The organism is Methanolobus sp. WCC1, from assembly GCF_045690315.1.
GTDB classification, from domain to species: Archaea; Halobacteriota; Methanosarcinia; order Methanosarcinales; family Methanosarcinaceae; genus Methanolobus; species Methanolobus tindarius.
Genome location: NZ_CP146979.1, coordinates 2,343,889 through 2,370,045, shown reverse-complemented (window position 1 = coordinate 2,370,045; position 26,157 = coordinate 2,343,889). Strand labels below are relative to the sequence as shown.

Here is a 26,157-nt window from a genome sequence, read left to right as displayed (position 1 = left end):
GAAATAGGTATTTTGTAGCTATAGCTACAAAACACTTTACATACTAAGGTAGTCGGATGCCTGTGGAAGCTCCTTCTTAAGTCCCTTCCTTTCTCTGATGCCGCTTACTATTTCACCGGTAAGGTTTGCTGGAAGTGTGTCGAATCCTGCAAATTCTGTGCTCCACATTGCACGTCCTTCTGTTGCAGATCTGATGTCTCCTGCAAATCCAAAGAGTTCGGATACTGGTGCTCTGGACTCGATTATGGTCATGTCACCTTCGGATGTCATGTTGATAATGATTCCACGACGTCCCTGGATTTCCTTGGTTGCGCCACCCATGTTGTCCTGTGGTACCTGAATGAATACCTTCTGATATGGCTCAAGAAGTGTATCGTCAGCCATGAGCATTGCTGCCTGAATACCCTGTCTGGATGCCGGGATTACCTGTGCTGGTCCTCTGTGGACAGCATCTTCGTGCAACTTCGCATCAACGAGCTTGACCTTTACACCCATGCATGGTTCCTTTGAAAGAGGTCCTCCCTTCATGACTTCATGGAATCCTTCAAGGATAAGTTCCATGGTTTCATTAAGGTGCTGGATACCCTTTGTCATGTCTATGTAAACATTGCTCTCGAATATATCTACGATGCCCTTTGCCTGGTCTTTGTCAAGACCTGCTTCCATGAGCTTTTCTCTGCGCTCAACTTCAGGCATACGCATTGATATCTCGCCAGCTTTGATAAGGTCTCTGACGCCTTCCTCGAGTGGCTCGATCTCAACATAGAATCTGTTGTGTCTGTTTGGTGACTTTCCTTCTACAGGACCTGCACTGCCACGGATGGTTTCACGGTATACTACAATAGGTGGTGTGGTTGTAATCTCTACTCCCTTGTCACGCTCAATTCTGTGTGCGATGACTTCAAGGTGAAGTTCACCCATACCAGCCATCAAGTGTTCACCGGTTTCTTCGTCAAGTGTAATCTTAAGTGTTGGGTCTTCCTTTGCAACCTGTCTAAGCACATCGACAAGCTTTGGAAGATCCTTCATGTGCTTTGCTTCTACAGCGACTGTAACTACAGGCTCACTTGCGTGAGTGATACTCTCAAAAGGCTCCATGCCTTCCAGGGTTGTTACTGTTGAACCGACAATAGCATCTCTGAGTCCGGTTACAGCTGCAATGTTACCAGCAGGGATGTTCTCTACTTCAAGTCTCTTTGGACCCATGAAAACACCGACTTGCTGAATTCTGTTCTTTCTTGAAGTACCAGATACGAAAGCTTCCATACCACGTGAAAGTGATCCGCTAAACAATCTTCCGGTTGCAACTTCACCTGCATGTGGATCCATGGTGATATCTGTTACCATGAAAGCAAGGTCTGCATTAGGGTCAGCATTGATCATTGACTTGTATATCTGGGATTCCTTGTCTCCATGCCAGATTGCGCCAATTCTTCCTTCCTGTGCCTGAAGTGGTGATGGAAGGAATCTGATTACCATGTCGTTCAGAACTTCATGGAGTGGACACTTGTCTGCAAGTTCCTTTATCTTTTCAGGATCATCAGCTTTGTTGTAATCATATATCTGCTGGAAACTGACACCTGTCTTCTGCATCATTGGTACGCTGATAGCCCAGTTGTACAGTGCTGAACCGAAAGCAACGGTACCTTCTGCTGCATCGACTCTCCATCCTGCCTTGTAACGCTCTTCGTTCATACCCTTGATGAGCTTGTTTACGTGGTCAATGAGTTTTCCGAGCCTGATCTGCATTTCCTGTCCGTCAACCTGAAGTTCGTTGATGAGACGGTCAACCTTGTTGATGAAAAGAACTGGCTTAACGTGTTCCTTGAGTGCCTGTCTGAGGACAGTTTCTGTCTGTGGCATTGTACCTTCTACAGCATCAATTACCACTACAGCACCGTCTACAGCACGCATTGCACGTGTAACGTCACCACCAAAGTCTACGTGACCTGGTGTATCGATAAGGTTGATGAGATATTCTTTGCCCTCGTACTCGTGGACCATTGAAACGTTTGCGGAATCAATTGTAATCCCTCTTTCCTGCTCTTCCTCATCAGAGTCTGTCCAGCATGCGTTACCTGCAAGCTCTTTTGAGAGCATTCCTGCGCCTGCAAGAAGATTGTCTGATAAAGTTGTTTTACCGTGATCAATATGCGCAACAATACCAATGTTACGGATCATCTCTGGTTTTCCCATGAGCGCTGCCACACGGTCGACCATTTTATCTTTTGCCATATTAATTACCCTTAATTAAATTGTACAGCGTTAACGTGCTGCCTTTGCGACTCTTTCCTTCGCATCTTTCCTGTTGATTGAGAAGCATTTTGCATCACGGTTTGAAGCTGCAATAAGCTCTGATGCAAGGCATTCTGCTGCAGTTCTCTTTGATTTGAATGCTGCCTGGTTTGCACCCTTTGTGATGTATCTGAGTGCAGTGTCAACACGTCTCTGTGGAGCAGTGTCTACAGCTTTTGGCACAGATATTCCACCGTACTTAAGTCTTACAACTTCTTCTCTTGGGCCTGCATTAGAGATAGCCTCTACCAGTACCTGTACAGGGTTCTTCTGTGTTCTCTTGTTGATTATATCAAAAGCTTCAGAGACAATCATCATTGCTCTCTGTTTCTTTCCTGTGTTCTGTTCATTGCGCATGACATTGTTAACAAGTCTCTCAACAATGCAGATATCTGACTTGTTGAATTGCTGTCTTGCATGCTTACCATTTGTATGTGGGATGATTACAGGATCGAGATTTACGTACCTTCTGATTCCCTGGTCCGCAACCTCTACCTCGCTGAGATCCCATTTACTGAATAATTTATACATCTGGATTATCTCCTTGGTTTCTCTTTACGGCCAATGACCATCTCTCTTAAAGATACGTTGTTAACAGCTGTTACCTTAAAGCGCACACCAGGAATATCTCCCATTGCACCACCCATACGGCCACCAATTCTTTCTACTGTAACTTCGTCGTGTTCGTCAATAAAGTTGATAGCTCCGTCTCCAGGGCAGAAAGCTGACACCTGACGACCATTCTTGATCAACTGTATTCTTACACATTTCCTGATTGCTGAGTTTGGCTGCTTAGCCTCTACACCCACTTTCTCCAGTACGATTCCTCTACCCTGAGGTGCACCACCAAGAGGGTCTGCTTTTACGTCAAGACCCAGTGTGCGCCTGTTGTAGCGAGGATCCTTCCACCTTGCATCCTTTCGCATGCGTTGAAGCGTGTGAGCTGCATATTTTCCATTTGGCATATTATATTCTCCAATTAATGTCTTTGATGAGTATGATATTATTCGAACGATCACTGCAGTATTACGTCGTCTATGTCGTGATGTCTCTTTGCGACAAGTTTAACCTTTTCAATGTTTTTCCCATTGCGTCCTATGGCAAGACCCTTGTCCTTATTAGATACTTCTACATAAGCTAATCGCTTATTGTTTCTGCTTGTGATGTTCACTGATTTGACAGTTACCGGACTGAATGCATTTTTGATGAATACACCGGGTTCGTCCGAATATTCGACAAGATCTATCTGTTTATCCACTGTTTTCTTCATACGGTTGATATGGTCTCCCTTTCTTCCGATAGCAGCGCCCATGTCACCTGCTTTTATCACATATATTATCCTACCGTCATCGATTATACAATCTTTGACCGCCGCGCCGGTTAATTTTTCAAATAATGCGATGTATCGGATACCTTCAGTGGATAACTTGATCTCGCCCAAATATCGCAACTCCTTTAAGCGGCAGCCAGAATATCAGACTCACCGCTGTCAATGATTGCCATTGCAGCGATAAGGAATGGTTTTCCGCATGCAGGACCAAGTTCTGTTCCTGTGCCTGGGTAGTTGAGTATCGGTACGTTTGTGCTTTCAATCTTGGCTCTTACGTCGGCAGGACAGTTTGCAGCGAGTACTACCATTTTTGCATTTTCGCTAACAGCAGCATCGATGGTCCTGTTTGACCCAATGATCACCTTTCCGGTTCTGATCACTTTGATAAGTGCTTTGTCAATGTTAATATCCATTTTATATCAACTCATTTATATCGTCAGTTTGAGATTTGTATTAATAAGTGATTCCGTATATTTACTTTCTGGTTGTTCTTTATATACTTCTATATAATGAAGCATTATTTTGTAATTAGGTGCACATCTCCGGTTCCAAGCTTAATAGGCTGTCCTACAATGATGTTCTCAGTAACCCCATTAAGCTCATCGCGGTCTCCGCGCATTCCTGCATCTAGCAGGTGGTTCACAGTAACTTCGAATGCTGCACGGGCGAACACACTGGCTTTCTCTCCGGAAATGCCGTGTCTTCCAATCTGTTTTACTTCTCCGTCACAGCACATAATGTCAGATACAAGCATTATGTGTCTTATATCAACAGTAAGACCCTGTTCTGAAAGTGTGTTGGTAGCTTCGGTGATGATTGAGTTCCTTGCAGCTTCAATTCCAAATACTTCATAGATCTCTCCAATATTATTGGTGGATGTCCTTGTAACATCAACACCTTCAATCTGAAGAACGTTCTTAAGCTGTGAACCTTCTGTATAAAGAGTGTATTCTTCACCATCTTTTCTGATAACTACTCTCTTGATACCTTCAATTCCTTTCAGGGTAATTGTGTGTATGTTCTTTGCAAGCTGAAGCAGTTCACGGTAAGACGGTGCATTAGGTGTGACAATAATCTGGTTTGCAACACTGTCAGATACATTCACCATCACATCCAGTTCTTCACGAAGCTTGTCTGCAATTTCATCTGGAGTAAGTGCTCTGTGAACCAGTGTTTTCTCATGCAGGTCTATAATCAGGTGCATGTTTGCAAGGTCAGTTGTGATATCTGCAAGATGTTCGATATGAGTTGCTTCAATCTCCCATGCAAGCATACGTGCCTTGTCTCTGTCCTGGGCATATTCCTCTTCCAGTGCGATTGTCATCATTGGCGTGCTTGGTGTCTTTCTTGCATCTACAATCTCGATAAGACGTGGCAGACCAAGTGTAACGTTAATTTCAGCGACACCCGCATAGTGGAAAGTACGCATGGTCATCTGGGTACCCGGTTCACCAATGGACTGTGCTGAAACCACACCTACTGCCTCACAGGGTTCTACACATGCATAATCGTAGCTTTTCATAACCTGCTCTATGATATCTTCGAGCTCTTTCTTTGTAACTCCGACTCTCATCACGTCATCTTTTAAGGTTTTCATGATGTTTTTTGGCAGGTTAAGCCCTGCAATCATTGCATCAATAGTAGCTTCACTGATCGTCATTTAGTTCACCTCCTTTCCGGTGACTCTCCTGACGATACGATGGATCGCTTCAGGTTTACTATAGTCACTCTTTGTGGAGTCAATTCCGTCCTCTCCATACTTGAACTGGACAATGACACCACGTGTTTCTCTAACAGAACCGTCATACTGGACTTCAAGATCCTGCAATGCGTTAACAAGTCTCCTCTGCAGGTAACCTGACTGGGATGTACGGACCGCAGTATCTACAAGACCTTCACGACCACCGATTGCGTGGAAGAAATATTCAGTTGGATTCAGTCCGCTCTTGTAACTTGCCTTAACGAATCCGTGAGCATCTGCACCAAGGTCACCCTTATCAAAGTGTGGAAGTGTCCTTCCTGCATAACCTCTTCTTATCCTTTCACCACGAACCGCCTGTTGTCCGACACAGGCAGCCATCTGGGTAAGGTTGAGCATTGAACCTCTTGCACCTGACTTTGCCATGAGCACCGCAGAGTTCTCAAGACCGAGCTGCTTACCGGCAATGTTACCGGTCTGGTCACGGGCCTTACCGAGTTCCTGCATGATCTTCATTTCAATGGTTTCATCGAGTGTACGTCCTGGCAATGGTTCAAGTTCCTTTGCCTCGTATGCTTCGATGAGTTTTGAAACTCTCTCTTCAGCTTCATTCAGGAGGTTTCCTATCTGGATCTTCGCAGTAGGTGGAATATCTTCATCACTGATACCGAAACTTAGACCTGTTTTCATCACACCACGGATAGCAAGCCTGGTAAAGTCGTCTACGAACTTAGCTCCTGCTTCTGAGCTGTATTCCTTTACAACCTTGTCAAGAATCTTACCTTTGAATGCACCAATGGATTGTTCGTCAATTGTACCCTGAAGCATCTCTCCATCTTCAATGACAACATATGCATTGTATTCGCAGTCTCTCTTCTTGCAGGTCTCACACTTAAAGCAAGCCTGTGCAGGGAACTCAAGGTAAAGTCCCTTTGGAAGAATCTGACTGAAAATCTGTTTACCGTTCCACAGTGGTTCTCCGTTAGCGGAGTAACTTGCAGGTTCCGGTAGATCCCTAATATCAGATTTCCTCAGAAGTTCAAGAGCCGCGTTCTTTGTAATTGCATTCTCATTCCTTGTAAGCAGGAACAGACCTGAGATGTGGTCGTGTATACCGCCGATGATAGGTCCTCCGAAACGCGGGGAAAGAATGTTCTCCTGTACCTGCATAAGGATGCTGGCTTCTGCTCTTGACTCTTCAGTCTGCAGAACGTGCATGTTCATTTCGTCACCGTCAAAGTCAGCGTTGTATGGTGCACATACTGCCGGGTTAAGTCTGAAAGTCTTGAATGGAAGTACCTTGACCCTGTGAGCCATGATACTCATCTTGTGAAGTGAAGGCTGTCTGTTAAAGAGGACAATATCGCCGTCCATGAGCTGTCTTTCAACAGTCCATCCGACTTCTATCTTCTCGGCAAGTTCTTCCTTATTAATTTCGGAGACTCTGATACGTCTTCCGTCATCACGAATTGCATAGTTTGCGCCAGGGTGAACTTCACTGCCACGCTGTACGTACATGCGGAGAAGCTCAATGTTTCTTGTTGTGACCTTTTCAGGAATTGTCATCTGCATGGCAATTGCAAAAGGTACACCGACTTCATTGATACTCAGGTTTGGATCAGGTGAAACAACAGTACGTGCTGAGAAGTTCACACGCTTACCGGACAAACTTCCTCTGAAACGTCCTTCCTTACCCTTAAGACGCTGTGTAAGTGTCTTGAGAGGTCTTCCCGATCTGTGTCTTGCAGGAGGCACACCTGATACTTCATTATCAAAGAATGTTGTAACATGGTACTGGAGCAATTCCCACAGGTCTTCTATAATAAGCTGTGGAGCACCAGCGTCCCTGTTCTCCTGGAATCTCTGGTTAATCCTGATAATATCTACAAGCTTGTGGGTCAGGTCATCTTCACTGCGCTGCCCGGATTCAAGTGTAATTGAAGGTCTTACAGTTACCGGTGGTACCGGAAGTACAGTAAGGATCATCCATTCAGGCCTTGCACTTGAGGGGTCCATTCCAAGAACTTTTACATCCTCATCAGGGATGTTCTCAAAGCGGTCACGGATTTCAGTTGGAGTGAGTTTGTGGCCGTCTTCTATGTAGTCGCTTGGCTTTTCGAATTTGATTTCAAGCTGTTCGGTTGAACAGTAAGGGCAGGTCTTTGACTTGCGGGCTTCCTTGAAAACTTCATTGATGATATTATCAGGGAGGTGTCCCATTTCCTTGCATGTGTTTAACTGGTCAAGGAACTCTTGTTTCTTACTTGCATCAAGGAGCAGCCTGCTACAACTACGGCAGACAGAACGCAGTGTCTTGCGTATTGTCTTGTTAAAACCAACGTGAATTACCGGAGCAACAAGGTCAATGTGTCCGAAGTGTCCTGGACATTCTCCTGCACGGCTGCCACAGGTCTTACATTTAAGACCCGGGTCGATAACTCCAAGTCGAAGGTCCATAAGACCCATGTCAATTGGGTAACCGTCGTCGTCATAGGTGTCAGCTGTGATAATTGCTGTTACACTCATCTTCCTTACTTCTTTAGGAGAGAGTAGACCAAATTTAATTGCTCCAACCCTTTTTGGAATAGATGGAATATCATTGTTCACTTTAAATCACCCTTTATACAGCATCCTCAAGTTGCAGTCTTGGAGCCACACCAAGGGATTTGATTTCGTCAAGCAGCAGTTTGAATGCGTAACTCATCTCTACAGGGTGGATGTCAGTCTCAGCACCACAGTTGGCGCAGTACCTGATATTTCTCTTCCTGTCAAAGGTTGCGATCATCCCGCAGTGTCCGCATACAAGTTCTACTACCTTGTCAGACTCATCGAGCAGTCTTTCTTTCAGTGTCATTGCAGCACCGTGGCCGATAAGCACATCACGCTCCATTTCACCGAAACGCAGACCTCCTTCACGGGCACGACCTTCAGTTGGCTGCCTTGTAAGCACCTGTACAGGTCCTCTAGACCTTGCGTGCATCTTTGATGCTACCATGTGGTGCAGTTTCTGGTAAAGGATAACTCCTACAAACACATCTGCCTGGATCTTCTTTCCGGTAACTCCGTCGAAGAATACTTCCTTTCCTGTGTGTGCGAATCCGTGGGTCTTAAGAGCTGCACGGAGGTCATCTTCGTTCTCTCCGGAGAATGCAGTTGCATTTACTCTTCTTCCTTCCATGGATCCGACCTTACCACCAATCATCTCAAGCACGTGACCTACAGTCATACGTGAAGGAATTGCGTGTGGGTTGATTACGAGGTCAGGTACCATTCCTTTCTCAGTGAATGGCATGTCAGCAAATGGTACGATTAGTCCGATAACTCCCTTCTGACCATGCCTTGATGCAAACTTGTCACCGATTTCAGGAATTCTCTGGTCTCTTATCTTGACCTTTGCAAGACGTGTTCCGTTTATGGATTCTGTAAGAATAACTGTATCAACGACTCCTTTTTCGTTGGAGCGCATTGTGATTGCACTTTCTCTGCGCTGCTCAACAGTGATTCCGAAGTCGGACTGTTCCTCAAGGAAACGTGGTGGACTTGTCTTTCCGATAAGTACGTCGTTTGGACCTACTCTTGTTTCAGGGTTTACAAGACCGTCAATGTCAAGGTTTGCGTATGCTTCAGGGCTACGTGCACCTCTGAATTCGGAGTCCGGAATCTCGAATTTGTCTTCCTGTCCACCGGGGTAACGTCTTTCTTCACCCTCAAAGGTTCTGAGGAAGTGACTTCTTCCAAGTCCTCTCTCAATTGATCCCTTGTTGAAAACCAGTGCATCTTCAATATTGTGTCCTTCGTAGGACATGACAGCTACAACGAAGTTCTGACCGGCTGGCCTGTCATCGAAGTGAATTGCTTCACAGGTCTGTGTCCTGACCATTGCACGCTGTGGATAATGTAAAAGGTGTGCACGGGTGTCAGGTCTGAGCTTAGTGTTGGATGTTGAAACGCCGATACACTGCTTGACCATTGCTGCGCCCATTGTGTTACGAGGGGATGCATTGTGTTCAGGATAAGGTACCATTCCGGTACAAATACCAAGCATAAGTCCCGGGTTGATTTCAAGGTGGGTGTGGTTCTCTGTGATATGATCCTTGTACAGTGCAATAAATGCATTCTCTTCTTCTTCAGAGTCAAGGTACTCTATCTTTCCCGCCTTTGTCATTTCCGAATATCCCATCTTGCCTTCTGCAAGGAGTTCAATCTCCTCATCAGATACAAGTGATTCTCCGTTCTTTACAATGATCAGCGGTCTTCTTGCACGACCCATGTCAGTGTTGATCAGCACCTCATGAATGTCTTCATAATATGTTACATTGATCTGTTCTGACATCATTCCTGTTCTGCGCTGCTCTCTGATATTTTCAACCAGTTCAGCAGGGTCTGTGTGGGTTCCTACGAGTTCTCCGTTAAGGAAAACTTTAGCTTCATTCATCGAGAAGTCCTCCCATGTCATCTAATGATTCTGAATAGTTCGTGTACCCGATTGGTTCTGGCTTTTCTTCTTCTGATGGCACTGTGGCTTTCACTTCTATGTCTTCCATATAGTCATCAAGTTCTTCATCATACTCTGGAAGTGCTTTAAGGGATGAATTAAGAACTGTTTTCACAACTCCAAGATCGTAAAGAATGTTCTTTATTTTCTTCTCTTCTTCGGTGCCTGTGGAAAGCTCTACCATTTGTGCAAAGTTCTTCACAAGACCACAGTTAGGACCTTCAGGAGTCTCTGATGGACAAAGTCTGCCCCACTGTGTCGGGTGCAGGTCACGAGCCTCGAAGTGCGGCTGTGCCCTTGAAAGCGGGGAAATTACACGTCTGAGGTGAGAAAGGGTCGAGATGTAATCTGTCCTGTCAAGCAGCTGTGATACACCGGTTCTTCCGCCTACCCAGTTACCTGTTGCAAGTGGGTGCTGAAGTCTGTCTGTAAGTACGTCTGCTCTTACAAGTGTGATAACATTAAGCTCACGGTTTCTCATGTTTGCTCTTTCAAGCTGGTATTTTATGTCTCTTGAGAGCCTGTTGAATGCGACCCTGAACAGATCTTCCATAAGGTCACCAGTAAGCTTCAACCTCTTGTTTGAGTAATGGTCCTTGTCATCCGGATTCCTTCTCCCAAGTGCCAGCTCAAAACATGATTCAGCCATTCTTCCAAGGAAGTTTGCCTTTGCTGCCCTGTCATGTGGCTCATTTCCAAGGTGTGGTAAAAGGTATCTGTCAATCACGTAGTTTGCACGCTTGATCTGGTAGTCTCTTGCCTGTCCTGATGCAACTCTTGAACCGATCTTCTCCATTGCATCTTCAATGTTGTCAACCTCTGCTTCTTCAAGGTTCTCGAACATGAACTTCATTATTTCAGGATCTGTAGATACTGCCTTTACAAGTTCCTCGTCAGTCTCCACACCGAGTGCTCTCATAAGTGTGATAAAGTTAAGACGACCTGAAATGGATGGGAATGAGACTTCAAGAAGTGATTTTCTACCTCTCTCTACAACTACGAGTGCCCTGTATCCTCTTCTCTGTGAGAATACCTTTGATACCTCAATGGTGTCTCCGTATCTCTCTCCGAATTCAGTGAGGATCTTGTTAGGAGCAAGGTCTTCAAGTGTCATGACCACACGCTCGGTACCGTTGATAATGAAATATCCTCCCGGGTCGAGTGGATCTTCTCCGTATTTTACCATCTCGTCCTCAGCAATCTCTGTGAGGTTACAGATATTGGATTTGATCATGACTGGAAGCTGTCCTATCTTTGCTTCCTGTGGTTCTTTCTCTTCATCGTTCTCTACAACACTCATCTGAAGGTAGAGTGGTGCGGAATAAGAAAGGTTTCTAAGCCTTGCTTCGTTTGGATAGAGGTTTTCAATAGCTCCGTCCGCTTCCTTGACAACGGGGTTCTCAACGCGGATATTGCCCAGTTTGATGTATGTGTCTTCAAGGTCTGTTTCGATGATCTTCTGTTCATCGATGATCTTTTGAAGACCTGTCTCCAGAAACTTGTTATAGGAATCTATGTGATGCTGTACGATCTTGTCTTTCGTGAAAAACGAACGTGGGATCTGTCCTTTGGTTAACGCTATGATAGCACCTTCTTTATGTGATTATTGTGTTTATTGCAAAAAAGCCCTGTCTGAATAATGTGAATATCGCGTTTAAGCGATGACTAGTCGGTAGTAGAATGCTTCGCCGGCGGTCTGACTGTTGCGTGTAATCTTAACGACATCTCCAACCTGTGCCCCAATTTCCTGAATAACAGGATCAACAACCTTTATCTTAGGTAATTGTTCCTTCTCAATGGCATATTGCTTTAAAACAGATTTAAGTTCATCTTCCAACATTATCTCATGTTTAGGGATCAACTGATGGTCGAGCAGGCTAAATTTTCTCAATATATTACTCCTCCCTCAAAAATGTGAACGTGAACACTCTTGTGCAAAGTGATGGCGGGCTCGTAGGGATTTGAACCCTAGGCCGTCTGGTTAAAAGCCAGACGCTCTGCCTGACTGAGCTACGAGCCCAATGTGTTGGGTGGATTTGCTGAGGCTGCTTCACGTTCATCGACTTCGGTGTAGCGGGTGATAAAAGCACTTTTAGTATATATACTTATCGTATGCCCGCAGTGTGTTCGAACTTCCATTAATTCCAATGACCTACTATTACTTATATTTTATTTATTAAATTGTCCTTAATTTAATCAAAAACAGAATGTTTATATTCTATTATTCTCTGTTTTTACAAAGTAGCCTACTAATGTGGTTAATTTCTCCCTCTCTACAGGCCACTCCTGATATATTGGTACGGTACTTTATAGTACTTAATATAGCAACAATAAAACCATACCTTCGGTTAGCACTCTGTTATGGTACTGTTTTTGTGAAATGAAACTGAGACTAAAAATAAAAAAAGTAACTGACAGGTTATGTTCCGGTCTCCCAGCCTGCCATGTACGCTTCCTGTTCATCGGAAAGCTTGTCAATACTTATACCCATTGACATGAGTTTCATTTCAGCAACACCAATATCAAGCTCATGAGGTACAGCGTGCACTCCATCAGAAAGCTTGTTCTCTGCAATATATCTGACACAGAGTGCCTGGTTTGCAAAGCTCATATCCATAACTTCTGCAGGGTGGCCGTCTCCAGCTGCAAGATTTACAAGTCTTCCGTCAGCAAGTACGTATACACGTTTCTCACCAATCTTATATTCCTTAATATTGTTTCTTACAGTCCTGACAGAACCTGCCATTGCCTTAAGGTCTTCCAGATTAATCTCAACATTAAAGTGACCTGCATTTGCAAGAATTGCACCGTCGTTTATAACCTCAAAGTCCTCTTTCTTCAGGATATCCCTGTTGCCTGTAGTTGTAAGGAATATATCTCCGATCTTTGCAGCCTCTTTCATAGGCATGACACTGTTACCATCCATACGTGCTTCCAGTGCCCTTATTGGGTCTATTTCGGTTACAATTACGTTTGCTCCAAGACCCTTTGCTCGCATTGCAGCACCTTTTCCACACCATCCGTATCCGCCAATAACAACATTCTTTCCTGCTACAAGGAGGTTTGTTGTTCTCATGATACCGTCCCATGAGGACTGTCCGGTTCCGTATCTGTTGTCAAAGAGGAACTTTGTCATAGCATCATTTACTGCAATAACCGGCATCTTAAGAGCGCCATCACGTTCCATTGCTTTGAGTCTGTGAATACCTGTTGTAGTTTCCTCGCAGCCACCAAGAATCTCAGGCAGAAGATCTGTGCGTTCTGTGTGAAGCTTGAAAATAAGGTCAGCACCATCATCAATTGTGATGTCAGGTTTAAAGTCAAGGACTTTGTCAATAGCTTCGTAGTATTCCTCATTGCAGCAGTCATACTTTGCAAAACACTGGATGTTGTCTTTGTTGTGCAGCGCCATTGAAACATCATCCTGTGTGCTCAGAGGATTGCATCCTGTAATTGCGACTTCAGCTCCGCCAATTGCAAGTGTTTCTACAAGTGCTGCTGTCTTAGCCTCAACGTGAAGCGCCATTGCAACTTTGTGACCTGCAAGAGGTTTTTCCTTTGCGAACTGTTCCCTGATGATATTGAGAACAGGCATGTGATTAAGAACCCAGTCAATTTTCATGTTTCCGGATTCTAACATTTCAGTATCATTCATCATTTATCTCCAATTTTGAAATAACAGATAATAATATTCTTCAGATTATTATGCATCTAATATAAGTATAAGCCTGAATCCTTAATTTCCAATTCTCTCAAGGAGGTCTTTTGAAGCTTTGATGGCAGTGTCAATGACTTCCTGCTCATCCATAGAGAGTACTTTTCCATCTTCCATGAGTACTTTCCCGTCAACAATGGTGGTGCTGACATCCTTGCCGTTTGCAGCATACACAAGATGTGAAGCAACATCGTATACGGGTGCAAGATGAGCTTTATTCATATCAACAATTATCATATCAGCGTTGTAGCCTTCTTTCAGCATTCCACTGTTGATTCCAAGAGCTTTTGCACCGTTGATGGTTGCCATTTCAAGAACCTTGCGTGCAGGAAGTGCAGTTGGATCCATGGTGCTGACCTTTTGCAAAAGAGCTGCAGATCTCATTTCCTCGAACATGTCAAGGTTGTTGTTGGAAGCACATCCATCTGTTCCAAGACATACATTTGCTCCAGCATCAATGAGTTTTGCAACAGGGCATATGCCGGAAGCAAGTTTCATATTACTGTTAGGATTGTGTGAAATGTTCACACCATATTCTGCAAGTATCTTTATGTCGCCGTCAGAGAGCCAGACACAATGTGCAGCAAGCACGTCAGTTCCCCAGAAATCGATTCCCTTGAGGAAATGAATGGAACACATGCCGAAGTTCTCTTTCATATAGTTAAGCTCGGCTTCAGTCTCAAGCACATGGATGTGTTGTTTTACACCATCTTTTACAGCCTGCTCTTTTACTCTGATAAGGAAATCCCTTGAACAGGTGTTAGGTGCATGTGGGCCGTACATTGTGCTTATCCTGCCACCGGCTTTCCCATTCCACTCTTTAACAAAAGCCCTGCCAACTTCAAGTTCTTTGTCAGCTTTTTCCTTATCTCCAAAATCAATCATCCCGTAGGAAAGTGCTGCACGGATACCGGCTTCATCCACAGCCTGAGCAACTCTGTTCTCGTGGATGTACATATCCGCAAAAGCGATAGTTCCGGAACGTATCATCTCAAGACATGCCAGTTTTGTGCCTGCATAGATATCATCGTCAGTAAGTTTTGCCTCGGCAGGCCATATGTGATTTTCAAGCCAGTCCTGAAGCTGCATATCATCAGCGTAGCCTCTGAATATTGTCATTCCTGCATGGCAATGAGTGTTAACAAGTCCTGGCATAAGGACCGAGCCCTTTGCATCGATAACTTTTTCAGCAGTACATTCTGTGGAAGTCCCGACTTCCTTTATTTTACCGTCCTCTACAACAACGATCCCGTTCTCAATGTCGCCTGCTTCCGGGTCCATTGAGAGGATATAAGCATTCTTTATGATAAGATCCGCCATTATCTCTCTCCTGATGTCTCTTCTTTTAGCTCTTCCAGATATTTGCGCATAATTGCCAGTCTCTGTTCTGTAATATCTTTAGCTGTTTGTGTATTAAGTCTTTCAGGTATTTTAAAAGGTTTTCTTTCCATGTAATCACAGAATCCATCGAATGGATCTTCAGTGTAAGCATTCATGGAAGTTTCCTTTACAGTTCCGATGGTCTCTTTCAAAGCCCTCAAAGCTCCCATTGAAACAAGTGACCTGAAAATTCCAACCGCACCCAGTGCATCGATCCTGTCAGCATCCTGAAGAATCTGAGCCTCGATTGTCTCTGCCTTCATTCCACGGCTGAAACGATGGGTCAGTATACATGATGTCACGTGGTCGATGAGCTTAGCTTCAGCACCATTTTCTGAAAGGAAATCCCTGGCAATCTCAGCACTGTATTCAGCATGGTTTCCTCCTTCTTTGTGTTCTCTCACGATTCCCACATCATGAAGAAGTGCTGCAAGGCGGATAACCTGTAAGTCTCCTCCTTCCTTTTCCTGGATTCTCATGCAGGTATTTTCAACTCTTTCAATGTGTGACATATCGTGGGTACTGGGTTCATTTTCCAGTACCTGAGAAACAAAATCCCTTGTATTCTCTATCAGACACATGTAAGACCTTTCTCCTCTGCTTTGTTCTTCAGGTTTTCCTGCATGGTGTAAAGGGCATCGGAAATAGTAACATCATTGTTGAATGAATCAACGATTTCCTGAAGGGAATCCCTGTTCTGAGTTTTCATGTCTTTTGTGAACTGAATCATATTCTTAAGAGCTCTGGTAACATTATCTACTATGGTAATATTAGATGTCAGTGCAGTTCTTGAAAGTGGGTTCAGGTCGATGGTGATGACAGTCTTGCCCATTTCAACAAGTTTCTGGCACCTGTCTCCGTCTTCAAGAGGCACCAGCACAACATCCGCACTGAATATACCTTCCTCATCTACAATAGCCCTGTCATGGGAAAGGTCAAGTCTTTTGTCTCCTTTTCCTCCAAGGACAACGCCAGCTCCATGTGCTTTCAGGTGGTCTATTATCTTGTGCACCCTGGCATCACTTCTATGGAAAAGATTCACTTCAAGTCTTGCTCCGGTGACATCTGCAAGGGCTGCCATGAGATCGGGCACAAGTGCAGCAGTATTGCCATTTACAGATATTATGGCATTATCTGCAAGAAGAATATTAGCAACCGCTGCCCTTTCGGCAATGGCTGCTGATTTTGTTGTCTTTTCCCCTATCATATAATCGAAAGCTTCCCCGCGTCCCTGGGCTACCAGTCCCTGCTTGCTGGTGATACCGATGTTTACGCCTTCAACTATTCTTTCCCTGGTAATAAGGGACTCATACCTGGGGTGATCTTTAGGGATGTCTGTCATTCAGTCCGTTTTCTCCTTATGATTTTATTTTACTTTCTTATTTTTAGTTACTTGCATCCAGTATTATTCCCTGGTCAGTTGGAACAAGCATTGTTTGTATATCCTGCCCCTGCAACATCTGTATGTACTTATAGTTGATTAGGTCAGGGTTCTTTGCAAGCTGTTCGTTGATTATTCTGAGTGCTTCGGCTTCACCATAAGCCTGGGCAATAGTTGAATTTGCAATACCGTTTGCTTCAATGATCTTCCTTTCAGCTTCAAGTTGTTCTTTCTGCTTTACGAATATCATTCTCTGAGCTTCCTGGTCTGCCTGGAGTTTTGCTTCAATCGCCTCGGCAACTTTTGTAGGGAGAACAACGTTTCTGACAAGAACTTCTTCTACAATTATACCATCGCTATCAAGTGCAGCTGCTATGTTACTAAGCATTTCTCCTGCCACAAGCTCTCTTTCCTCACCATAAACCTGCAGGGCTGTTTTGCTGGAAACAACTTCACGTATAGAGGACCTTATTGTAGGTCTTATAATCTTTTCAGCATAGTTAGTTCCAAGAGTCTGGTGGACTGTGCTTACACTATCCGGAACAAGTCTGTATCTTACAGTAATGTCAAGTCCAAGCGTAAGTCCTTCTGTGGTGAGTGCTTTGATCTGATCATCTCCTACAACTTCTCCTTCATTGACCACGCCACTCATGGTGTATGTTTCACTTCTCACAGAGTACTTTGTAACGCTGACCCATGGGGGAACAATGTGTAATCCTTCGCCGAGTTCATCTTCTTCCACACCGCCAAACTGGTTGAACTTTACACCAACCTCTCCGGCTCCGACAGATACAAAAATAGAGCCAAACAGTATCGAAAATACGATCAATATAACAAATATAACTACTATTCCGCGTCCTATCTTGCCAATAATAGGAGCTATTTCGCCTATTGGGAATTCCGGCACCTTTTTAGGCGGTTCGGGTTCCCATTCGCCTTCAACAACCATATAAAGCTCTCCAATAAATAATTCCAAACGTATAATTATCAGTTATATCAGGTGGAATTGATAATATGTTTTCGCTCAGGTAATTCTAGACAATTCTGATGCTTCCAGTTCTAATCCTGAATCTGTGCACTTCACCAAATTCTGAAAATAAGTCAACAAGTTCTTGTGCACAGGTGACTGATGGTATTGAGAATACTGCATTGCCAAGCATCGCCTGTGAAGCTATAACTCCTGATGCCTCTGCTGTTTCAATTATTTCCATAACCTTATCTCCGGCAAGTCCGGTTTTCATGGTGAATTCCCTGGAGCAAAGCATAAAATTAGAGGCTGTGGGTTTTTCCAGAAGTTTTTTCATTGCTTCCTTTCCGGCAGCATTTATATTTTTCACCATATCCTTGTTTCCAAGAACTGAACCTGTGGACAATTTACCAAGCACCACGCAACATACCTCTCTCTCCCTTGTAGGTATCTGGTCTGTCAGAGCTATGGAAGGAGCACCCGGTGTTTTTCTAACCAGGATTCCTCCGTGTGCCTGCCCTGCAACATCTCCAAGCCCACTTCCATTTTTAACTTCTGCAACGTGTGCGATATCATTGAGCTGCATTGATGTGTATTTCATTGACAGGGCGTGATTGAGTGCATAAGCAGTTCCAAGTGCTCCGGCCCCAGATGCTCCAAATCCTGATCCAATGGGTATGTCTGAAATACTTTCAACTTTCACAGGCAACTCCGTCATGGATTCAATAACCGATTTGCTGGTATCTCCTGAAACCTTTTCGCCGTTGAGAAATATCTCTGTGATTTCAACGTTATTTCCTGTTGTTGCGGTGGTGTAAACTCCGCCATCAAGTACTACTCCACAACCAGTTGATCCTTTTTTCATAGGTTCATTATGGTCATGTATCTGAAAAAAACCTGTAATATGGGCCGGCGCGAAAGCCCTGGCCGTCAAAGTATTGTTGCAGGATTCAAATTTCATCTATTTTTCGCCTTTTGATGTCAGCAGTTCTGTGATCTCATCAATAAGGACATTTGCAATACGACTTTTGGAACCTTCTATGCAAATATTGTCTTTGTTGCCGGAGTATAATATAGTAATATTGTTGCTGTCCGTTCCCATGCCACCTTTGCTGACCTCGTTGGCAACGATCATATCCAGCCCGGAGTTTTCAAGTGTCTGCTTTGCCCTTTTGAGCAGTTCATCTGTTTCAACACCTGCTTCTGCCTTGAACCCGACTATCTTTACCTGTGGATATGCCTGCCTTGCTTCTTTGATTAGCTTGCGTGTTGTCCTGAAAGAAAGTTCAAGTCCGTTTTCACCGGATTTGATTTTCTGCTCGCTTGCATCCAGTGTATAATCTGCAATTGCAGCAGAACTTATGAGGATATCATAATCTTTTGCAAGTTCGCCAAGTACTGCATCGGTCATCTGTTCAGCAGTTTCAGCGAAAATCTCATTGATGCCGGAACCTGAAAACACAATCTTGTTCCTGTGAACTATAGTTACTTCAGCTCCCCTGCGATATGCTTCAAGCGCCAGTTCATTCCCGGTCTTTCCGGAAGCCCTGTTAGTAAGAATTCTTATTGGATCAATTGGTTCAGCCGTAGAACCACTTGTGATGAGTATCTTCTTCCCGTAGAGTGTCCTTTTACCGATCTCTCTCTCTACTTCAAGCACTATCTCATCATTTCCGGCTATCTTTGCGATTCCTTCCTCGATCTTAGGTCCGATGAAATTGATTCCCCAGCCTTTCATCTTTTCAATGTTTTCCATCGCCGCCGGATGGTTGTACATATCCTCATGCATTGCAGGTACTATCATTACAGGTTTACCTGCACCGATAGCTGTGGTTGCAAATGTTGTCACAGGTGTATCATCTATCCCTGCTGCGATCTTTCCGAGTGTATTAGCTGTTGCAGGAGCAATAAGCAAAAGGTCTGCCCTGCCAAGGTTGCCAAAGAACTCTACATGTTCTACCTTTCCGGTAATTTCAGTGATAACTTCATTTCCGGTTGCATAATGCAGGGCCATTGGGTTTATTATCCACCCGGCAGCCTCGCTCATAACTGCATAGACTTCTGCTCCCCTGCGAATGAACTCACGTGCAAGTTCTATTGTCCTTACAGCAGCAATGCTGCCGGTAACTGCAAGCACAATTGTCTTGCCTTTCAACGATTCTGATTTTGTGGATTTAATCCAGAGTGTCGGGTGTTCATTTGGAATCTGAGGCATATTCTGTCCTTATTTGATGAATAAGTGGATTTTAGTATTTAAAAGGGGAAGGTTGTTCAGTTAATTCATCATTCCTGTACTTTTGTGGATTTATTAGTAGCAGGATACAGAAAAAGAAGACACTATTAATAAAAAAGAATGTGTGGTGTGGGTACACCACAATTTATCCAACAAATATTATTTTTATTCAAAGTTCATTCAAAGACTAGTCCGTCATGACAGAAGTACCTTGCAGCAAGTTTCCACTGGTAAGTTCCGTCTTCTTCAGTCACTGTCCAGATGTCATAGTTCCAGTGTTCTCTGTCTCCATCCTTATTGAGTTCTGTCCATCCGGTAACTCCATAATATGACTCTGTAAGAGTATTCATTGCAAGTTTTACACTGTTTTCATTTTCGGGCGTAGAATCCAGATCTACAAATGTAAGTATCCAGAGGGCGTCATATGTAGCATATGCATAAGTATCAGGAACTCTTCCTATCTGTTCTTCGATTCTAGTTCCAACTTCTTCATACCTACTGTTCTTTTCATCGCTTCCGTATATTGGAGCTTTGAGATTAGTTGCTATGGCAAAACTGGCTGCATCATCATTGTTGACAAGTTCTTTGTTCAGTGCTATTCCGTCACTTCCATACCAGTTAACTGCTGACAGAGCTGGCTGGTCCTGAGCTAAAGCAAATATCTCTGTTGCTTCTCCATAGGAGCAAAGAAGTACGGCTACGGACTCTTCACCATATTCTGATGTAGCTGTTGCCACTTTTTCATTGAGTGACTCTACCTCTGCAGAAAGGTCTTCATCATTGCTTTCATATGCAATGCCTTCTAATACTGTGCCTCCAAGACTTTCAAAGCTATTTTTAACTTCTTCTGATAGCCCAAGACCCCATACATCATTTCTGTACACCGGGATCACTGCACTGATATTCTCTTCATGCATGAGTGTAGCTATGCCCATTCCCTGTTCTGTGTCATCAGGAACCAGACGGAACAGGTTGTCTTCAGGAATTGCTAAAGCAGGGGCAGTTGATGCAGTGCTTAAGAGAACAATTCCGTTTTCAGTTGCATATTCCAGGACTGTTTCTGCTTCATTACTTGCCTGTGGACCAATAACGATCTTAATTCCCATTTCATCAAGTTCTTTAAGTTGCTCCAGAGCTTTTTCAGGATTACTTTCGGTATCCTTTACAATCACTTCTACTTTTGTTTCAGAACCAAGTTCTGAGTAATAATCGTTAATGTCTGTTCTTGAGATTTCAAGTGCTGCCTGACTTGATTCACCGATAGATGACAGATCCCCTGTGAGTGGTAAAAGGGCACCTATGGTTATATCTTCGGATTCACTGTTAACATCTACTTCTGTCTGGTCAACACATCCTGACAGAAAAGTTGCTAAAAGAAGCATACTAATTATTATATAATTTGTTTTTCTCATAAAAATCACATCTAAAAAACACTACAATAATATATTTATTATTGCTTATTTTTATTTGTTGCGGTCTGTATCATATACTTTTTTCTTCTCATGTTGCAATCTATGAATAGTTTTTACTATCATAAAGCTGGAAAAATTGCTAAATTGATAATATAAGGATAGAAGTATAGATACTGAACAATTACAAATCCTTCAGTGCTGTTTCCTGCAAATTTCTTCCACGGGATTTGAGGGTAGCTTTCTGTTGTACTTGAAGAAAGATTCTTTGTAGTTTCACTTACAATTTCCAGTTGCCTTATAACGGCATCCTGAACAAGCCTTTTTCAAGGAACTCTTCAAAAGTCAGGTATTCTGTGTATTCTTCTATCTGGTTAATAGCATCAAGAATGTGGTTGCTATTTAATATGAATAATTAATTTCTGACAACTTGTATTTTCTAACAACCTTTATCAAATCTCCAGTCCAACTTACAATCATGAACCATCGACATCTCTTCATCCTATTTCTCACCACACTCATCCTCCTGACATCCGGCTGCTCAGACAACAGCACAGACACTCCCGACACAATCGAAACTCCTGAAGTATCTGAACCCATAAACACACATTCCCAAAACACTGCTGATGAATCCCCTTCAGAAATAAACTACCGCCAGCAAATGCGTGATTTTGTCGTCAGCATCAGCACTTACTCAAAACAGAAGAACCCGGATTTCATAATAATTCCCCAAAATGGTCAGGAACTTTTGACGTCTGGCGGAGATCCTGATGATCCGGTTGCACGGGATTACATTGCAGCAATTGACGGGGTTGGCAGGGAAGACCTCTTCTTCGGTTACGATGATGGCAACGCGGCAACAGATGAAGAAGATACAGAATATCTGGCATCGCTACTGGATATTGCCAGGGACAACGGTGTAGTTGTACTGGTAACTGATTACTGCTGGACTAAATCTTATGTTGATGCTTCATATCGTGAAAATGCAGATAGGGGTTACATTTCCTTTGCTGCTGACAGCAGGGATCTTGATACTATCCCTGATTATCCGGCAGAACCTTACAATGTCAATAGCAATGATGTCCAATCTCTTGATGATGCGGAGAATTTCCTGTACATAATCAATCCAGAGGAATTTGATAGCAAGGAAGAGTTTCTGGAAAGCTTGCAGGAAACTGACTATGATGTACTTCTTATCGATCTTTTCTTTTATGATTTGCCTCTGACATCTGATGATATTGCTTCCCTGAAAACCAAATCAAATGGTGGTTCACGGCTAGTAATCGCTTACATGAGCATCGGTGAAACAGAAAGCTATCGTTACTACTGGGATGAATCATGGAGTGCAGGCTCCCCGGAATGGATTGAAGCTGAAAACCCTGATTGGGAAGGAAATTACAAGGTACGTTACTGGGATAATGAGTGGCAGGATCTTATCTATGGAAATGAAGATGCGTACCTGGACATGATAATTAATGCGGGATTTGATGGAGTTTACCTGGATATAATCGACGCCTTCGAGTACTTTGAAAATTAAGATAAACAAGCATAGATATCTTTTAATAATATTATGCCTGAAAAAACTAACAGCGAGGACGTTTTATGCGGATAGGTATAAAAAAAACAATTGCAATTCTGGCAGTGCTCCTGCTTGCAATCTCAGTAACAGGATGCACATCAGAAGACAATGGTAGTGATAATGGCAATGATGCAGGCAGTTCATCTGCTGGTGCAGCCAGCCCGACAGGTAACGAGTACACCAACTCTATAGGTATGCAGTTCCAGCGTATTGATGCAGGAACATTCGACATGGGTACATCCAAGTATGCATACTCACAGCCAATTCATGAAGTAAGGATTGGTGATGCATTCTACATTGGAACATACGAAGTAACTCAGGCTCAGTGGGAAGAAGTAATGGGCAGCAATCCTTCTGAGTTCAGCGGTGACGACAATCCGGTTGATAGTGTTTCATGGAATGAGGTTCAGGAATTCATAAGCAAGCTCAATGAAATGGAAAGTACTACAAAGTACAGACTCCCAACTGAAGCAGAATGGGAATATGCTGCAAGGGCAGACACAACAACTCTCTATTCATTTGGTGAAATCGATGAGGACGAAGGTCCATTCCTTAAGGACTATGCATGGTATCAGGAAAACTCCTACGAGAAGACCCACGAAGTAGGTCAGAAACTTCCAAACCCATGGGGACTTTATGATGTCCACGGCAATGTCTGGGAACTGGTACAGGACAGCTGGGTGGATAATTATGGCAGTGCAAGTGAAGATGGCAGTGCAGTAGACAAGGGTGAAGGCTCCCTCAGAGTTGCTAGGGGTGGCAGTTACTCGAGTAAGGAAAACGCACTCTACACAGCATACAGAAGGAAGCAGGATCCACGTGATGGAGATCCAGCAATAGGTTTCCGTCTTGTAATGAATGCCTGAGTTGGAGTTTAATAAACACAAAACAAAGGAAGCTAAAGTCATTTTGGCTTTAGTTCTCTCTATTTTTTATTGTAATTTGTAGTATTTTATTGCCTTAAACCCGGATTTTCTTATTCTCTATTTCCTTATTCTTATCAGAACAAATCGACAGGTTATTTATCAGGTAAGTTTCTATTTCAGATGAAATGATAGAAAAGGACAAAGTTGTTGGCAACATCAGCAATCTCTTCAACAGGTATTCCGGAAAAGAGGAGCTTGAAAATGAAATAAACCGTCTTCAATCCCACATTGTTGAGCTTGAGCTGGATGTGAGGACTGCTAACATCAGATATGAGAAAAACATCGAGTCTGAGAAAAAAGCCATTGCAGCAAAACAGGAAGCTGAAGAAAAACTAAATGCTCTTGAAGTTAAACTTAAAACCCTGGAGCACGAAGTAGACAAAGAGAGAACTGATGCTCCTGCATCTATTTCATTCACCTGCAATGACCAGTTAAGCAAACAGCGCACCGAAGATTTTCTCAAATCTCTGTCAACGATTACATATAGTGACTCTTCACTTGTATCTTTATATATCGCAGCAGGCGAAAGTCCTGCCAGCATAAAGGAATACGAGCTTTTAGCAGAACGTGTTGACAGCGAAACCCTTGCACTGTGTGAGAAAGTAGAGTCTACTACAGGTTTTGTGTTGTTCTATTCTCCGGATAGCATGATAAATGAGATATTGATTCCACCATTGCCATTGGATAGATCGACATGGAGTACAGATAGTAAATTTGATATTTCAATCATGTCAGAGCTCTTGAACAGGGACGCAGCTGTTTGCGTACTTGTGGCTCATGCCGGTGAATCTTTCACAGGTTTTTCTCTTGATTCTCAGGAATTTGATTCTTTCCAGATGATAAAAACAAGTGTCAAGGCCAAACATGCAAAAGGAGGTTTCAGCCAGAGACGCTTTGAAAGGTTGCGGGATGAGGATATTGCACATCATATCGATAAAGTCAAACTTGCTCTGAAAGACCTGCTTGATGAGTTTGGTGGCAGCATTGACTATATGCTTATGGCTGGTGACCTTCTGCTTGCAAAGGAAATAGCTATGGATATTCCCCTTGATGTCACTCAGGTCTACCTGTCGTCTGATGTCCGTATCGAAAAACATAATATATCTGGCATAATGAAACAATTAATGACCTGTCGCAGATACAGGCTATAGATACAGGTTAATAATTATATGACAATATGAGGTTACTTTATGCTAAGTAAAGAGGGACTTTGCGGAATAATTGATGCCTTGGGTGCTCTTAATCTGGAAGAGATATATCACATAACAAAGGAGCTTTCCTTGCTCAAAGGTGGAATTCCTCCGCTTATGCCTACTATAAAAGAACTCTGCGAGGAAGCTGAAAAGGAACATCTAATTGTTGCTGTTTCGGCTGAAGAAATCACAGGTGGGGAAGAAAACAGGATAAATTTTCCAAAGAGTTCAGATGAAGGTGGAGAGGACACTTTTTTGTATTACATCTCCGGCCCAAATGCATTTCCAGAAGTTCCTTTCGAATTAAGTGAGGTTATCGATATTCTAGAATTGCATAAGAGGGAAGTGGATCTTAGCAGTGTGGCTGCCAGGCTCAGCAAGAATCTTCATCGCAGGATTAAGAGCCTTGAGAACAAAATAGACTCAGTCAGTTCTACAAAGGTCCATGAAAAAGATCTTGAAAATCTGGAATTAAGGTACAGTGACATACTAAACCAGTATTATGATTATACATTCTGGCTATCTGACGATATGCCAGGTATTGAAGATGAGATTCAGGAACTCAGTTCTAGGATAGAATCCCTGAAGTCGGCACAAGGTATTTGAATTTTAGGTATTATCAGGTACATATTATGGCAAGAGACAGGCGTGACAAATATTACTGGAAAGCCAAAGAAGATGGTTTTCGCTCCAGGGCAGCCTATAAGCTTTTTCAGATAAACAATAAGCACCACATTATAAATGAAGGCGACATCGTTGTGGATTTGGGTGCTGCACCAGGTGGCTGGTGTGAGGTTGCCAAAGAACTTTCAGGTGCACGTGTTGTTGGTGTTGATCTCAGGAGAATATCACCAATAGAGGGTGTTGAGACAATAGTTGGCGACATAACTTCTGACAGGACCATTGCAAAAATATTTGGTATGGTTGGTGAGGCTGGGGCAGATGTTGTAATATGTGATGCAGCGCCAAACCTTAGTGGAAACTGGAGTTATGACCACGCACGTTCTATAGACCTTACAAGATCAGCCCTTGGCTGTGCAAAAAAGATTCTCAAACCCGGTGGTCATTTTGTAGTAAAAGTTTTCCAGGGTGATATGTTCAAGGATTTCCTGGAAGAAGTAAAGGATAATTTTTCTTATACTCACTCTTATTCTCCAAAAGCTTCAAGATCCCAGAGTGCTGAGATATATGTTATTGGTAAGAAATTCCTTACAGCTCCTGTAAGACGCGGGGATGTGTTTGAAGTTGATATCACAGAACTTGGTTCCAGTGGTGATGGTGCGGTTCTAATTGATGAGTTTGTTGTTTTTGTCAAAGGTGTGCAGCTTGGTGATCATGTAAAGATCAGAATAAACGATGTGAAACCAAACTTTGCATTCGCAGAAGTCATCAATTAATCTATTTTTTGTTTATGATATTTTTAATATGAAGTGGCAATAAAATGTCACTTGTACTATATCGTCCTCAATTATATATTTATGCAATAAAGTAATGTAGTTTATATAGTGCGTATGCAGTTATACTACTATTACTTGCAGTACTTTCTTAAACAGAA

Annotated in this window: 23 protein-coding genes and 1 tRNA gene; 5 read left to right on the top strand and 19 right to left on the bottom strand. The window is 43.1% G+C overall.

Annotated elements, in window-relative coordinates:
• Window positions 1-36: 36 nt before the first annotated feature.
• The 19 genes from V7O61_RS11150 to V7O61_RS11060 all read right to left on the bottom strand — a co-directional run bounded on the left by V7O61_RS11150 (window position 37) and on the right by V7O61_RS11060 (window position 20,877).
• On the bottom strand, window positions 37-2,235 hold the full coding sequence (locus tag V7O61_RS11150) for an elongation factor EF-2 (protein WP_023845896.1): 2,199 nt from the start codon (window positions 2,233-2,235) through the stop codon (window positions 37-39).
• Window positions 2,236-2,265: 30 nt separating this feature from the next.
• On the bottom strand, window positions 2,266-2,835 hold the full coding sequence (locus V7O61_RS11145) for a 30S ribosomal protein S7 (RefSeq protein WP_084324009.1): 570 nt from the start codon (window positions 2,833-2,835) through the stop codon (window positions 2,266-2,268).
• Window positions 2,832-3,260, bottom strand: coding sequence for a 30S ribosomal protein S12 (locus tag V7O61_RS11140; RefSeq protein ID WP_023845898.1), 429 nt, complete (start codon window positions 3,258-3,260; stop codon window positions 2,832-2,834). Before V7O61_RS11140 ends, V7O61_RS11145 begins: the two co-directional genes overlap by 4 nt.
• Before the next feature lie 50 nt (window positions 3,261-3,310).
• Complete coding sequence (locus V7O61_RS11135) at window positions 3,311-3,736, bottom strand: NusA-like transcription termination signal-binding factor (protein WP_023845899.1); 426 nt, start codon at window positions 3,734-3,736, stop codon at window positions 3,311-3,313.
• A gap of 14 nt (window positions 3,737-3,750) precedes the next feature.
• Entirely contained in the window at window positions 3,751-4,038 is a 288-nt protein-coding gene (locus V7O61_RS11130) for a 50S ribosomal protein L30e (protein ID WP_023845900.1), read from the bottom strand.
• A 104-nt stretch (window positions 4,039-4,142) separates the two neighbouring features.
• Complete coding sequence (gene rpoA2 / locus V7O61_RS11125) at window positions 4,143-5,198, bottom strand: DNA-directed RNA polymerase subunit A'' (protein WP_407347488.1); 1,056 nt, start codon at window positions 5,196-5,198, stop codon at window positions 4,143-4,145.
• 87 nt (window positions 5,199-5,285) lie between these two features.
• On the bottom strand, window positions 5,286-7,931 hold the full coding sequence (locus V7O61_RS11120; protein ID WP_023845902.1) for a DNA-directed RNA polymerase subunit A': 2,646 nt from the start codon (window positions 7,929-7,931) through the stop codon (window positions 5,286-5,288).
• Window positions 7,932-7,944: 13 nt separating this feature from the next.
• Window positions 7,945-9,759, bottom strand: coding sequence for a DNA-directed RNA polymerase subunit B (rpoB, locus tag V7O61_RS11115; protein WP_023845903.1), 1,815 nt, complete (start codon window positions 9,757-9,759; stop codon window positions 7,945-7,947).
• A complete protein-coding gene (locus tag V7O61_RS11110; RefSeq protein ID WP_084324010.1) occupies window positions 9,752-11,380 on the bottom strand; it encodes a DNA-directed RNA polymerase subunit B'' in 1,629 nt (542 codons plus the stop codon). Before V7O61_RS11110 ends, rpoB begins: the two co-directional genes overlap by 8 nt.
• A gap of 93 nt (window positions 11,381-11,473) precedes the next feature.
• Window positions 11,474-11,710 (bottom strand): DNA-directed RNA polymerase subunit H, encoded by a 237-nt coding sequence (locus V7O61_RS11105; protein ID WP_023845905.1) that lies wholly within the window; start codon window positions 11,708-11,710, stop codon window positions 11,474-11,476.
• A gap of 52 nt (window positions 11,711-11,762) precedes the next feature.
• Window positions 11,763-11,839 (bottom strand) — tRNA-Lys (locus V7O61_RS11100).
• Between the two features lie 399 nt (window positions 11,840-12,238).
• Window positions 12,239-13,474 carry an adenosylhomocysteinase gene (locus V7O61_RS11095; protein ID WP_023845906.1) on the bottom strand — a complete coding sequence of 412 codons (1,236 nt, stop codon included), beginning with the start codon at window positions 13,472-13,474 and terminating at the stop codon, window positions 12,239-12,241.
• Between the two features lie 81 nt (window positions 13,475-13,555).
• On the bottom strand, window positions 13,556-14,854 hold the full coding sequence (locus tag V7O61_RS11090; RefSeq protein ID WP_407281757.1) for an amidohydrolase family protein: 1,299 nt from the start codon (window positions 14,852-14,854) through the stop codon (window positions 13,556-13,558).
• Complete coding sequence (locus tag V7O61_RS11085; RefSeq protein ID WP_407281758.1) at window positions 14,854-15,495, bottom strand: HD domain-containing protein; 642 nt, start codon at window positions 15,493-15,495, stop codon at window positions 14,854-14,856. The genes V7O61_RS11090 and V7O61_RS11085 overlap by 1 nt, the downstream gene beginning before the upstream one ends.
• The gene (locus tag V7O61_RS11080; RefSeq protein ID WP_407281760.1) at window positions 15,486-16,256 is read right to left on the bottom strand and encodes a 4-phosphopantoate--beta-alanine ligase; all 771 of its coding nucleotides are present in this window, start codon (window positions 16,254-16,256) and stop codon (window positions 15,486-15,488) included. The genes V7O61_RS11085 and V7O61_RS11080 overlap by 10 nt, the downstream gene beginning before the upstream one ends.
• Window positions 16,257-16,299: 43 nt before the next feature.
• The gene (locus tag V7O61_RS11075) at window positions 16,300-17,244 is read right to left on the bottom strand and encodes a prohibitin family protein (RefSeq protein ID WP_023845910.1); all 945 of its coding nucleotides are present in this window, start codon (window positions 17,242-17,244) and stop codon (window positions 16,300-16,302) included.
• Window positions 17,245-17,329: 85 nt separating this feature from the next.
• Window positions 17,330-18,127: a pantoate kinase gene (locus V7O61_RS11070; RefSeq protein WP_407347393.1), complete on the bottom strand. Its 798-nt coding sequence runs from the start codon at window positions 18,125-18,127 to the stop codon at window positions 17,330-17,332.
• Window positions 18,128-18,223: 96 nt separating this feature from the next.
• A complete protein-coding gene (gene coaBC / locus V7O61_RS11065) occupies window positions 18,224-19,477 on the bottom strand; it encodes a bifunctional phosphopantothenoylcysteine decarboxylase/phosphopantothenate--cysteine ligase CoaBC (RefSeq protein WP_407281763.1) in 1,254 nt (417 codons plus the stop codon).
• 194 nt (window positions 19,478-19,671) lie between these two features.
• Window positions 19,672-20,877, bottom strand: a complete 1,206-nt coding sequence (locus V7O61_RS11060; protein WP_407347391.1) for an ABC transporter substrate-binding protein — start codon at window positions 20,875-20,877, stop codon at window positions 19,672-19,674.
• A gap of 505 nt (window positions 20,878-21,382) precedes the next feature.
• Here V7O61_RS11060 and V7O61_RS11055 point away from each other — a divergent pair.
• From V7O61_RS11055 to V7O61_RS11035, 5 genes are all read left to right on the top strand, one after another.
• Window positions 21,383-22,441, top strand: coding sequence for an endo alpha-1,4 polygalactosaminidase (locus V7O61_RS11055; RefSeq protein ID WP_407281765.1), 1,059 nt, complete (start codon window positions 21,383-21,385; stop codon window positions 22,439-22,441).
• 65 nt (window positions 22,442-22,506) lie between these two features.
• Entirely contained in the window at window positions 22,507-23,349 is an 843-nt protein-coding gene (locus V7O61_RS11050) for a formylglycine-generating enzyme family protein (RefSeq protein WP_407281767.1), read from the top strand.
• A gap of 185 nt (window positions 23,350-23,534) precedes the next feature.
• Window positions 23,535-24,560, top strand: a complete 1,026-nt coding sequence (locus V7O61_RS11045; protein WP_407281768.1) for a Vms1/Ankzf1 family peptidyl-tRNA hydrolase — start codon at window positions 23,535-23,537, stop codon at window positions 24,558-24,560.
• Window positions 24,561-24,599: 39 nt separating this feature from the next.
• On the top strand, window positions 24,600-25,208 hold the full coding sequence (locus tag V7O61_RS11040) for a hypothetical protein (RefSeq protein ID WP_407281769.1): 609 nt from the start codon (window positions 24,600-24,602) through the stop codon (window positions 25,206-25,208).
• Window positions 25,209-25,234: 26 nt separating this feature from the next.
• On the top strand, window positions 25,235-25,999 hold the full coding sequence (locus V7O61_RS11035; RefSeq protein WP_407281770.1) for an SAM-dependent methyltransferase: 765 nt from the start codon (window positions 25,235-25,237) through the stop codon (window positions 25,997-25,999).
• Window positions 26,000-26,157: the final 158 nt, after the last annotated feature.

Excerpts from the sequence above, each read along its gene's own strand:
- V7O61_RS11150 (WP_023845896.1), bottom strand. The coding sequence starts at position 2,235 with ATGGCAAAAGATAAAATGGTCGACCGTGTGGCAGCGCTCATGGGAAAA.
- V7O61_RS11140 (WP_023845898.1), bottom strand. The coding sequence starts at position 3,260 with ATGCCAAATGGAAAATATGCAGCTCACACGCTTCAACGCATGCGAAAG.
- V7O61_RS11130 (WP_023845900.1), bottom strand. The coding sequence starts at position 4,038 with ATGGATATTAACATTGACAAAGCACTTATCAAAGTGATCAGAACCGGA.
- rpoA2 (WP_407347488.1), bottom strand. The coding sequence starts at position 5,198 with ATGAGAGTCGGAGTTACAAAGAAAGAGCTCGAAGATATCATAGAGCAG.
- rpoB (WP_023845903.1), bottom strand. The coding sequence starts at position 9,759 with ATGAATGAAGCTAAAGTTTTCCTTAACGGAGAACTCGTAGGAACCCAC.
- V7O61_RS11095 (WP_023845906.1), bottom strand. The coding sequence starts at position 13,474 with ATGAATGATACTGAAATGTTAGAATCCGGAAACATGAAAATTGACTGG.
- V7O61_RS11090 (WP_407281757.1), bottom strand. The coding sequence starts at position 14,854 with ATGGCGGATCTTATCATAAAGAATGCTTATATCCTCTCAATGGACCCG.
- V7O61_RS11085 (WP_407281758.1), bottom strand. The coding sequence starts at position 15,495 with ATGTGTCTGATAGAGAATACAAGGGATTTTGTTTCTCAGGTACTGGAA.
- V7O61_RS11080 (WP_407281760.1), bottom strand. The coding sequence starts at position 16,256 with ATGACAGACATCCCTAAAGATCACCCCAGGTATGAGTCCCTTATTACC.
- V7O61_RS11075 (WP_023845910.1), bottom strand. The coding sequence starts at position 17,244 with ATGGTTGTTGAAGGCGAATGGGAACCCGAACCGCCTAAAAAGGTGCCG.
- V7O61_RS11070 (WP_407347393.1), bottom strand. The coding sequence starts at position 18,127 with ATGAAAAAAGGATCAACTGGTTGTGGAGTAGTACTTGATGGCGGAGTT.
- coaBC (WP_407281763.1), bottom strand. The coding sequence starts at position 19,477 with ATGCCTCAGATTCCAAATGAACACCCGACACTCTGGATTAAATCCACA.
- V7O61_RS11060 (WP_407347391.1), bottom strand. The coding sequence starts at position 20,877 with ATGCTTCTTTTAGCAACTTTTCTGTCAGGATGTGTTGACCAGACAGAA.
- V7O61_RS11055 (WP_407281765.1), top strand. The coding sequence starts at position 21,383 with ATGAACCATCGACATCTCTTCATCCTATTTCTCACCACACTCATCCTC.
- V7O61_RS11050 (WP_407281767.1), top strand. The coding sequence starts at position 22,507 with ATGCGGATAGGTATAAAAAAAACAATTGCAATTCTGGCAGTGCTCCTG.
- V7O61_RS11045 (WP_407281768.1), top strand. The coding sequence starts at position 23,535 with ATGATAGAAAAGGACAAAGTTGTTGGCAACATCAGCAATCTCTTCAAC.
- V7O61_RS11040 (WP_407281769.1), top strand. The coding sequence starts at position 24,600 with ATGCTAAGTAAAGAGGGACTTTGCGGAATAATTGATGCCTTGGGTGCT.
- V7O61_RS11035 (WP_407281770.1), top strand. The coding sequence starts at position 25,235 with ATGGCAAGAGACAGGCGTGACAAATATTACTGGAAAGCCAAAGAAGAT.